We start from the raw sequence: 11,636 nt of genomic DNA on the forward strand, positions 1-11,636 counted from the left end.
GAAGGGTGGATCAAAAAAGGGAGCGTTTGCTCCCTTTTTCTCGCTTGTTAGCCTTGCATCTGTCTTTCTTTGATTTCTGCAAGTGTCTTACAGTCGATACATAAATCGGCAGTAGGACGGGCTTCTAAGCGACGGATACCGATTTCGATACCACAAGATTCACAGAAACCAAAATCGTCTTCTTCAATCTTGTTTAGCGTCTTTTCAATCTTCTTGATCAAACGACGCTCACGGTCACGGTTGCGTAGCTCTAAGCTGAATTCTTCTTCTTGAGAAGCTCTATCAACTGGATCAGGAAAGTTAGCTGCTTCGTCTTGCATGTGGTGCACAGTTCGATCAACTTCTTCCCTAAGTTGGTTGCGCCAAGCGCTCAAAATTTTTGTAAAGTGATCCAACTGAGCTTGTGACATGTATTCTTCACCAGCTTTTTCTTGGTATGGATCAACACCTGCAATGGCTAGGATGCCTAGCGCTTTTTTCTTAGTTTCTGGCATGCAGCATCTCCTACTTACACCTAGTCAACTGTGCGAACAGTTAATTTTAAGGCGGGTATCTATAGCAAAAACAAATGCTGGTGGCAAACGAAGTTTGTTAAAGTTCTTCTCTATGTGAAGTGACATCACTTTTGAATGAAATCCAACGCCGATGTCAGCGCCATTTCATTGTCAGAAAAAGCCGCCTTATAACAAATCACTTCAACCCCAGCTTGTCTTGCTTGCTCAAGTAATTGTGAATATTTCGCATCTATATGGTGTGCCGCCGACACTTTTTCAATCCCTGAATGCAAAACAGCGAAAAATAATACGGCTCGATGTCCTGATTGAACCATTTCTGTGAGCTCTCTCAAGTGCTTTTGACCGCGAGTGGTCTTAGCATCTGGAAAATACCCTTGTCCCGTATTGCCTTCGTCCAGCAGTGTGACACTTTTTACTTCGATGTAGCAATCTGCGCGATCACTATCTTGCAATAAAATATCGACTCTGCTGTTTTCTTGACCGTATTTCACCTCTGTTCGTAAAGTTTGGTAACCAATTAGCTCTTTTACAACGTTTTTTTGTATTGCTTCGACAACTAATGTGTTGGCGCGGGCGGTATTCACACAAATGGTGTGCCCAGCTTTGGTCTCGGTAAGCTCCCAACTGTTGGGATATTTTCGTTTGGGGTTATCTGAGGTGGAGTACCAGACGGTTGAGTCAGGCTCCGCACAGCCTGTCATCGCGCCTGTATTGGCACAGTGAATCGTGATTTCTTTGTTATCAGCTAAAGTAATGTCCGCGAGGAAGCGTTTATAGCGCTGAACTAACTTCCCCGATTCTAAAGGTGGTTCGAAGTGCATTTTGAGGCCGTTTTTTATTAGAATGATGAGCCTCATTACATCATAAGGTCATTGCGTTGTCACAATTGCCCATCGAACACGTGCTGCCAGAGCTCTTTGAAGCTATTCGCACATCGGATCAAATCATCTTAAAAGCGGCCACAGGTGCGGGTAAGTCGACACACTTTCCCCTCAAGCTGGTTCAGTCGGGTATTATCCCGGGTAAGATCGTTATGCTTGAGCCTCGTCGGATAGCGGCGCGAAACATCGCAATGTATGTCGCAGCCCAACTGGGAGAGCCCGTCGGTAAGCAGGTGGGTTATCGAGTCCGTGGTGAGTCTAAAGTGAGTGAAAGCACCAAGCTTGAAGTGGTCACCGAAGGCATATTGACGCGAATGCTGCAAGATGATCCTGAGCTGACTGGCATCGATATGATCATTTTTGATGAGTTTCATGAGCGCAGTTTACATGCTGATACCGCGTTAGCCTTTGCTCTAGAGAGCCAAGAGGCACTGCGAGAAGATCTTAAGATCGTCGTCATGTCAGCCACGCTGGATCCAGATGACCTTATTCGGGTGTTACCAACCGCTCAGTTTATTCAATCAGAGGGGCGCACGTATCCGGTCGACATAGATTATCAGCCCATGTCGCAAAATGATTATCTGCCCGATTTTATGGCCAAGCAGATAGAGAGGCTACTTATTCGTGAGTCTGGATCCTTGCTGGCGTTTCTTCCCGGAGTCGGGGCAATAAAGCGCGTACAAGAACTGCTGCAAATTGCCAACCTAGATGCCACAGTTTGCCCACTTTACGGTCAGTTAGACTTTGCAACGCAGCAGGCTGCGATACAGCCAGCCAAGGCAGGAGAGCGCAAAGTCGTACTCGCGACCAATATCGCCGAGACCTCGTTGACCATTGAAGGTATCCGCCTTGTGGTGGACTCTGGTTTAGAAAATCAGGCTTGGTTCGATCTAAAGACCGGAATATCAAAGCTAGAGCAAGGACGTATCGCACAATCGTCCGCTATTCAGCGAGCGGGTCGTGCGGGAAGGACTGAGCCAGGTTTGTGTGTCCGTCTTTACAGTGAGAGCCAGTTTCAGGCACAGCCTGAACAGAGCACGCCAGAGATATTGCGAAGTGATCTCGCTTCGCTTCAGCTCGAACTGATCCGCTGGGGTTGTCATGAGGCAAGTGATCTCGCGTGGATCGATGAACCTAAATTTACTCATCTTGAGCAAGCAAAGTCGCTACTGATTGCGCTAAAGCTTATCGATGACACGGGGAAAGCCACAGCGCTTGGCAATGAAGCCTATCAGTTAGGCGTTGAGCCTCGAATGGCAAGTATGCTGCTACAAGCGAACCTCATTGGTGAGCAAGCCTTGAAGAGTGCGGTTGCATTATGCGCTTTGATTGAAGAGCCAGAGCGTAATGAAGTCGACCTTCGTCAATCTTTGCACCGCTGGCAACAAGCGAGACACCCACGAAACAACGCTCTGAAACAGCGAGCGAAAACCTTATCATCACGCTTTTCTTGTCGCTTTAATGTTAATGAAGTTGACGAATCTTTACTTGGCGTTGTCGCAGCGTTGGCATTCCCAGATAGAATAGCCTTAGCTCGTAAGCAGTCAGGCTTCTACGTGCTTGCCAATGGTCATGGTGCTTCTGTGGATCAACAGCATCGTTTGTCGGATGAAACTATGCTGGTGGCAGTGGATTTGATGAGAACAGGGCAGGGCAGTAGCGCCATCTTCAAAGCGGCTCCGGTCACTTTTGAGCAGATCAATACTCTGTTGCCTGAGATGGTCGATGAGGCAACCCTAGTGGATTGGGACGATAACAAAGGACGCGTTGTCGCCAGTGAGCAGCGTCGCATCGGGGCTCTCGTGGTGGAAAGTAGAGAAACCACAGTTCCTGAAGATGCGGATATTTCACAGGCATTGCTTGGTTACGTTCAACGTAAAGGGTTAGGTGTGTTGAGTTGGACTGACAAAGCCGAGGAGCTAACTCAACGTGTGCAATGCGCCGCACTATGGCTAGAGAATGACGAATGGCCAGCCATGTCTTCAAAAGATTTGTTGGCGAATCTGGATGAATGGTTACTGCCCTTTATGCATGGCGTAACAAATGCCAAGCAGCTAAAAAAAGTGGATGTTGTCGCCGCCTTAGAAGCCTTACTCGGCTGGGAGAAAGCGAAGCAACTCGATGAATGGTTACCGACACATCTAACTGTGGCGTCCGGAAATCGTAAGAAGATCCGCTATCGGGTTGGTGAGGCGCCAACGTTGTCCGTGAAGCTTCAAGAGATGTTTGGTGAAAAAGTGTCACCAACGATAGCAAAAGGGACGCAAGCCATTGTATTGGAGCTGCTTTCTCCAGCACAAAGACCACTGCAAATTACTCGAGATCTTGCCGCGTTTTGGCAAGGTGCTTATAAGCAAGTACAGAAAGAAATGAAGGGGCGCTATCCCAAGCACCCATGGCCAGATGACCCAATGAATCATCAAGCCACCAGTAAAACCAAAAGACAATTAGATTCATGATAACAAGAAATAAGTTAGCAGCAGCGGGAAAGAAACCAGCGCCTAAAAAGAGCGCGGCTAAGCCAGCGACCAAACGTAAAACGAGCACACGACGTCCCAAGCGTAAATCGACGCGTGGCAAACGTAAGGTCGGCTGGGGTAAGCGTCTGTTCTCTATCGGCTGGAAGCTTGCGTTAGTCGGTGTCGTCGCTATGGGGGCGGTGCTTTACTATCTGGACCAAGTGGTGAAAGAGCGCTTCGAGGGTGAGCTGTTCGAGCTGCCAACGGTAGTCTATGCCCGAGTGCTCAATCTATCGGTGGGTGATGAGATCACAGTCCAACAACTGCGTAATGAGTTGGATGTCCTCAGTTATCGAAAAGTGTCTCAGCCGCGTCATCCCGGAGAGTACTCGTCGTCTTCCAGTAAAGTCGAACTCATTCGTCGCCCCTTTGAGTTTGCTGATGGCCCTGAGCCTGATCGCCATGTCATGCTTTACTTTAATGATGGCACGCTGACGCGCATCCAATCACTAGAGAAAAAGGGTGATCTTGGCTTTCTGCGTATCGAACCTAAGATGCTGGGCATGCTCGAGAAACAAGCGGATGAGCAGCGACTTTTCTTGAGACGAGATCAGTTTCCTGAGGTCATGATCGATGCATTAATTGCCACCGAAGATAGAGACTTTTATCAGCACGATGGTGTTTCACCGACGGCAATCGCCCGTGCTTTCTTTGCCAATATTCGTGCAGGCAGAACCGTTCAAGGTGGCAGTACGCTAACCCAGCAGTTAGCCAAGAACTTATTTTTGACCAGTGAGCGTACATTATGGCGTAAGGTCCGTGAGGTGCTGATTGCGCTGATTTTGGACTACCGCTACAGCAAAGACCGGATCTTAGAAGCCTATCTCAATGAGGTGTACCTTGGTCAAAGTCGCGGTGAAGCGATTCATGGTTTTGGTCTCGCCTCGCGTCTCTATTTTGGTCAGCCATTGCAAGACCTACGTATTGACCAGCTTGCTATGCTGGTGGGTATGGTCAAAGGACCATCTTATTACAACCCAATTCGTCACCCAGAGCGTGCCAAACAGCGTCGTGACCTAGTGCTACGACTGATGATGGACCAAGGCATGCTTACGGGGCGTGAGTTTGAAATGGCCGCCTCGCGCGATCTTGATTTGCAAAAGAACCCACAAATTGCCAGTCGTCAGCCTGCGTACTTCCAACAGCTAAAGCGTGAACTGCGTAGTAAAGTGGGTGACAAGATGACGTCGTCGAAAGGCGTTCGTATATACACGTCACTTGATCCCGTATCGCAAGACAAACTTGAAAAAGCCATCGCTAAACGTATCCCGCAGCTTGAAAAGACATCGGGCAAAGGGCTCGAAGCGGCGGCGGTTGCGGTTGATCGTAACACAGGTGAAATCCGAGCTATGGTGGGCGGTAAACGTACGGGTTACAGCGGATTTAACCGAGCGCTTAATGCCAGCAGGCCGATTGGTTCCCTAGTCAAACCCGCTGTTTATCTCACAGCTCTAGAGCAGCCAGAGGCCTATGATCTCGCGAGTACCCTTCAGGACACGCCAATCACCCTAAAAGGAAGCAAAGGCAACGTTTGGCAGCCAAGAAACTACGACCGTAAGTTCCGAGGCGATGTACCGCTTTACGAAGCGTTAGCAAAATCACTCAACGTGCCGACGGTGCGCTTAGGTATGGCGCTGGGCATCAAAAATGTATCGGACACCCTTGTTCGCTTGGGTGTCGATGCGAATGAAATTCGCCCTGTTCCTTCAATGTTCTTAGGGTCCCTATCGCTGACGCCTTACCAAGTAGCGCAGATGTTCCAAACGCTGTCTAACTCGGGTCGACAGGCTGAGCTATCCACCTTACGTTCTGTTGTTTCGGTTGAGGGTGATGTCATCTATCGCTCGCTACCAAAGGCGCAACAGAAGGTGCCTCAGCAAGCGGCTTGGCTGACTACTTTTGCGATGAAAAAAGGGGTTGCAGAAGGGACTGGCCGCTACCTTAATAGCCAGTTTGCATGGGCTGCCCTTGCAGGTAAAACGGGCACCAGTAATGACACGCGTGATAGCTGGTTTGTGGGTGTCGATGGGCGTGAAGTGACGACGATCTGGGTTGGGCGCGACGATAACAAGTCGACCAAGCTTACCGGTTCGAGTGGCGCGCTACGAGTGTACTCCGATTATCTTGCTGCGCGTATTCCAGAAAAGCTGGTCCTGCCTTGGCCCAAGGATATTAGCATGATCGGCTTCGCTAAGCAGAGTGATGGGGCTTTGCAGCTCGATTGTCACAATGAATACCAATTGCCTGTATGGGATGAAGGCGGACAGCTCAAGGCCTCTTGTGATAATCAGCCCAAACAGTGGATCAAAAATCTATTTGATTGGTAAATTGGACTAGTGTTAATTATTCTGAGAACGGCTAATATATTGATATATTAACCATAATAACAAAGCGCTTTTAGGGATGAATGTGAAACGCCTAACTCATTGGCTGGTAGCCGTCGTGGCCTTTTCTTGCAGTGGAATGGTCGCAGCTCAAGACTCAACAGAGTCTGCATTGAACTCTCAGGATAGACCTAAGATAGGTGTCGTGCTCGCTGGCGGAGGTGCCAAAGGCGCGGCACATATTGGCGTCTTAAAAGCGCTTGAAGAGATGCAAATCCCTGTCGATATCCTCACGGGTACCAGCATGGGTGCTTATGTAGGCGGACTCTACGCCACAGGGATGAGTGCTGAAGAGATCGAGAGCTTTATTTACACTGTCGATTGGAACAATGGCTATCGAGATCGAGTGAGTCGAAGCCAGCGTCGGGTTCGTGATAAAGAAGCGGAAGACCGATACCAAATCCGCACCGATTTAGGGTTACACTTTGGCTCTATCGAAGCACCGAAAGGCGTGGTGCAAGGCCAAAATATGCTGCGTATCTTGCGTAAGACCACCGGCAACCTTCCTGCATTTGAATCCTTTGATGAGCTGGCTATTCCTTACCGTTCCGTCGCGACGGATATTCTAAAACTAGAGCCTGTTGTGTTGGGCGATGGTTACCTTGTCGATGCCATGATGGCGAGTATGTCCGTCCCTGGCGCGTTACCACCCTATGAACTTGGTGATTATCTCTTGGTCGATGGCGGCGTGACCAATAACATGCCGGTCGAACTCGCTAAAGAGATGGGCGCCGATATTATCATTGCCGTCGATATCAGCAGTGACTACAAAACGCGAGAAGACTTCAGCAGTTTCTTTACTGTAGGTGAGCAGCTATCGAACTATTTAGTGCGTCGAAGTACTGAAGAGCAGATGCAGGCTCTGGAGGAGGGAGATATCTATCTACACCCAACGGTGGGTCAGATTGCCACAACGGACTTCTCTTCAATGCCAGACGCTTATGAGCTGGGTTATCAAGCTGCTTATCAAAATGAACAGCAACTCAGAGCTTTGTCTGTCAATGGTGCTAACTATCAACGTTATATTGATGACAAGCAAGCGGCACGAAGAGAGCTGGTTTACGGTGACGAGAACGTCGTCGACAAGATAGTGATAAATAACCAAAGCCATTATAGCGACGAGCTCATTACCACGCGCTTGGGGCTTGCCGCTGGCGAGCAGTTGGAAACCGACGAAATTGAACAACGAATCGAAGACCTCTATGCGCTGGATCGTTTTGAACTCATTACCTATCAGTACAAAGAGGTGGAAGGGGAAACCAACCTAATCGTTAACGTCAAAGAGAAGTCTTGGGGACCAAACTACATGGACTTCCGTTTCTACCTAGAAGAGGACTTTAACGCCAACAGTTTCTACTCTATCGGTGTGTCTACCAACTTTACCGACCTGAATGATCGTGGCGCAGAGTTGCGCGTCAATGCCGACTTCGGCACCGATAAACGCGTTGAAGCAGAGCTTTATTCTCCGTTTATGCTCAATCAAGATTTCTTTTGGTTAGCAGGTGTTAAGTACAACAGTGATAAGCGAAGCGTGCTTTGTCAGGTGAATGAAACGGAAGAGGAGTGCGTGACTCCGGCGCTAGAAGGCAGTGCAGATTTCATTCCTGTTACTTATCGAGAGTGGCAAGGAGAGGTAGCCGCCGGCTATCAACCTACTTTGTGGCAAGAGTTTAAGGTTGGTGCGCGGTTCACTAAAGGGGAGTCTTTTGTTTCTCCATTACCATCGGCTGGCAAGTTTGATTTTGACCGTCGTGGCTTATTTGTAAACTACCGCCTTGATACGCTTGATGACTTTAGTTTGCCGACAAAAGGTTGGTATGTAGACCTTGAGTATCTGCACTCTCGCGATAGTGGCGAACAAAACATAAATGCTGGAATATCAGAGTTTTCAGACCACGCTCAAGAAATTAGCATCCAAACGAAATATGCTCATACCACAGGGCGTAATACCTTTGTTGGCTCGTTTGACGCGGGTATGATTGAAACGGAGAATGACTCGTTACCGGTGAGTCCTCGAGAGTTAGGCGGCTTCTTGAACATGTCGGGTATTCCACGCAACAGCTTGATTGGTCAAAACAAGGTGTTTGGCAGTGTCGTCTATCGATATCGTTGGTTTGATAACGACTTTGGCATGTTCCAATCACCGGTATATTTGGGTGCATCAGCGGAATATGGCGGGGTGTGGGATGGCGATAGAAACCTATCTAATGCGCCATTGTACTTGGCTGGTTCACTGTTTGCAGGGATTGACTCACCTGTTGGTCCAATCATGCTCTCTTATGGACAGGTTGAGACAGGACTGCGCTCCTTCTACTTGATTATTGGTGCTGCTTACTAATTTTTATGATTCTAGAGTTCGTCATCACTCAGGATTATTTTGAATATAAATGCTAAAAATGAAGGGTCATCTTGACGCTAACTCGCTGCTAGTTTAGTCAGAAATCGTTGATTTTTACTCAAACTTGCAATGTTGGTCAAAATGGGAAGATTTTAATTTAACGTTAAATTTGATATCCTTCGCCCCACAGTTTGGCCTCTCTGGCGCTGTTGATTCAATTAGTTGAAGACGACCAATGGCAAGGGAGAGCCAAGTTTCCAAGGATGTCCACTCCGAATTCTAATTATAAGGAGGGACCGCAATGAGAGGAAAAAAGTCGTGCTTGAAGCCTACCGTAAACACGTCGAAGAGCGTGCTGCCGAAGGAGTTGTTCCTAGACCCTTAGACGCTGAACAAGTTGCAGGACTTGTTGAATTACTAAAGAACCCGCCTCAAGGTGAAGAAGAGTTTATCCTCGACCTCCTAGAGAATCGTATCCCACCAGGTGTTGATGAAGCTGCTTACGTTAAAGCCGGCTTTCTGACGGCCATTACCAAAGGTGAAGTGGAATCACCTCTCGTGAGCCGTGAAAAAGCAGCTGAACTGCTGGGTACAATGCAAGGCGGTTATAATATCGAATCTCTTGTGTCATTGCTTGATGATGCAGAGCTCGCCCCTATCGCGGTTAAAGCCCTATCACACACACTGCTCATGTTTGATGCCTTCTACGATGTCGAAGAGAAAGCAAAAGCTGGCAATGCTTATGCGAAGCAGGTGCTAACGTCTTGGGCTGAAGCGGAATGGTTCCTATCGAAACCTGAGCTTCAAGAAAAGATCACGCTCACTGTTTTCAAGGTAACGGGTGAGACAAACACCGATGACCTATCTCCAGCACCAGATGCTTGGTCGCGCCCAGATATCCCTGTGCACGCGTTAGCAATGCTTAAGAACGCTCGTGATGGTATTGAACCGGATCAACCAGGCTCAATTGGTCCAATCAAACAGATCGAAGCGCTGAAAGAGAAAGGTCACCAGCTAGTTTATGTCGGTGACGTTGTGGGTACCGGCTCATCTCGTAAATCAGCGACCAACTCTGTGCTTTGGTTCATGGGTGATGATATCCCTAACGTACCAAACAAACGCGCTGGCGGTTACGTACTTGGCGGTAAGATTGCACCTATCTTCTTCAACACAATGGAAGACGCAGGCGCGCTACCTATCGAAGTTGACGTGACGAAACTGAACATGGGTGATGTGATTGATGTTTACCCATACGAAGGCAAAGTTTGCGACCACGCAACTGGTGAAACACTGGCTGAGTTCGGTCTAAAAACAGACGTACTGATTGATGAAGTCCGTGCTGGTGGTCGTATTCCACTTATCATCGGCCGCGGTCTAACAGACAAAGCGCGTCAATCTCTAGGCCTTGCTCCTTCTGAGGTGTTCCGTCTTCCTGTGGCTGCTGAAGATACAGGTAAAGGCTATACGCTTGCTCAGAAGATGGTGGGTAAAGCATGTGGCGTTGAAGGCATTCGTCCGGGCACATACTGTGAGCCTAAGATGACAACGGTTGGCTCTCAAGACACAACCGGCCCAATGACGCGAGATGAGCTTAAAGACCTTGCGTGTCTTGGCTTCTCAGCTGACCTTGTCATGCAGTCATTCTGTCACACGTCTGCGTATCCAAAACCGGTTGATGTGAACACGCACCATACGTTGCCTGATTTCATTATGAACCGTGCGGGTGTATCGCTTCGTCCAGGTGATGGTGTTATCCACTCATGGCTAAACCGCATGCTACTGCCAGATACAGTAGGTACAGGTGGTGACTCTCATACGCGTTTCCCTCTAGGTATCTCTTTCCCTGCAGGCTCTGGCCTAGTTGCGTTTGCTGCGGCGACAGGCGTTATGCCACTGGATATGCCTGAGTCTATCTTGGTTCGCTTTAAAGGTGAGATGCAGCCGGGTATCACGCTACGTGACCTTGTTCATGCCATCCCTTACTACGGCATCAAGCAAGGCCTGTTGACGGTTGAGAAGGCGGGTAAGATCAACGAATTCTCTGGTCGTATTCTAGAGATTGAAGGTGTTGAGCACCTAACTGTTGAGCAAGCATTTGAGCTTTCTGACGCATCAGCTGAGCGTAGTGCCGCGGGTTGTACCGTTAAGCTATCTCAAGACTCTATCTCTGAGTACCTGAACTCGAACATCACTATGCTTAAGTGGATGATTGCTGAAGGCTATGGCGACCGCCGTACGATTGAGCGTCGTATCACTGGCATGGAAGAGTGGCTAGCAAACCCAGAGCTAATGACAGCTGATGGCGATGCAGAATACGCTCACGTGATTGAAATAGACTTGGCTGACGTGACAGAACCAATTCTGTGTGCGCCAAACGACCCAGATGACGCTCGTCTACTATCTGAAGTTCAAGGTACTGAAATCAGTGAAGTATTCATTGGTTCATGTATGACGAACATAGGTCACTTCCGTGCCGCTGGTAAGCTTCTAGAGAAGTACAACGGTCAGCTTGATACGCGCCTATGGGTTGCGCCACCAACTAAGATGGACCGTGACCAGCTCACAGCAGAAGGCTACTACGGTATCTTTGGCCGTGCTGGGGTTCGTATTGAAACTCCGGGCTGTTCACTATGTATGGGTAACCAGGCTCGCGTAGCGGACGAAGCGACGGTAATGTCGACTTCGACACGTAACTTCCCGAACCGTTTGGGTACTGGTGCCAATGTCTATCTAGCGTCGGCTGAGCTTTCTTCAGTGGGTGCGATTCTTGGTAAGATCCCAACGAAGGAAGAATACCTAGAGTACATGAAGCAGATTGACCCGACGGCAGCGGATACTTACCGTTACCTAAACTTCCACCGTATGGCTGAGTACACGGAAAAAGCAGACACTGTGATTTTCCAAGAGCCTGCATAACGGCCAATAAGGCTCTTCAGTGAGCCTTGTTTAGGCACAAAAAACCACGGTACTAACCGTGGTTTTTTATTGTCTGCCTTATG

6 protein-coding genes are annotated in these 11,636 nt (G+C 48.6%); 4 read left to right on the forward strand and 2 right to left on the reverse strand.

The window, feature by feature from the left end; all coding sequences use genetic code 11:
- Nucleotides 1-47: 47 nt before the first annotated feature.
- Together dksA and sfsA are read right to left on the reverse strand one after the other, a co-directional pair.
- The gene (gene dksA, locus J4N45_RS02520; RefSeq protein WP_042475961.1) at nt 48-494 is read right to left on the reverse strand and encodes an RNA polymerase-binding protein DksA; all 447 of its coding nucleotides are present in this window, start codon (nt 492-494) and stop codon (nt 48-50) included.
- Nucleotides 495-619: 125 nt separating this feature from the next.
- On the reverse strand, nt 620-1,336 hold the full coding sequence (sfsA, locus tag J4N45_RS02525; RefSeq protein ID WP_252014639.1) for a DNA/RNA nuclease SfsA: 717 nt from the start codon (nt 1,334-1,336) through the stop codon (nt 620-622).
- A gap of 56 nt (nt 1,337-1,392) precedes the next feature.
- Here sfsA and hrpB point away from each other — a divergent pair, with 56 nt between their 5' ends.
- The 4 genes from hrpB to acnB all read left to right on the forward strand — a co-directional run bounded on the left by hrpB (nt 1,393) and on the right by acnB (nt 11,553).
- Nucleotides 1,393-3,855: an ATP-dependent helicase HrpB gene (gene hrpB / locus J4N45_RS02530; RefSeq protein ID WP_252013412.1), complete on the forward strand. Its 2,463-nt coding sequence runs from the start codon at nt 1,393-1,395 to the stop codon at nt 3,853-3,855.
- Nucleotides 3,852-6,242 carry a penicillin-binding protein 1B gene (mrcB, locus tag J4N45_RS02535; RefSeq protein ID WP_252013413.1) on the forward strand — a complete coding sequence of 797 codons (2,391 nt, stop codon included), beginning with the start codon at nt 3,852-3,854 and terminating at the stop codon, nt 6,240-6,242. Before hrpB ends, mrcB begins: the two co-directional genes overlap by 4 nt.
- A gap of 76 nt (nt 6,243-6,318) precedes the next feature.
- Entirely contained in the window at nt 6,319-8,637 is a 2,319-nt protein-coding gene (locus J4N45_RS02540; protein WP_503055689.1) for a patatin-like phospholipase family protein, read from the forward strand.
- Nucleotides 8,638-8,955: 318 nt separating this feature from the next.
- On the forward strand, nt 8,956-11,553 hold the full coding sequence (gene acnB, locus J4N45_RS02545) for a bifunctional aconitate hydratase 2/2-methylisocitrate dehydratase (protein ID WP_252013414.1): 2,598 nt from the start codon (nt 8,956-8,958) through the stop codon (nt 11,551-11,553).
- Nucleotides 11,554-11,636 lie beyond the last annotated feature (83 nt).

Source organism: Vibrio sp. SCSIO 43140, from assembly GCF_023716585.1.
GTDB lineage: Bacteria > Pseudomonadota > Gammaproteobacteria > Enterobacterales > Vibrionaceae > Vibrio > Vibrio maritimus_B.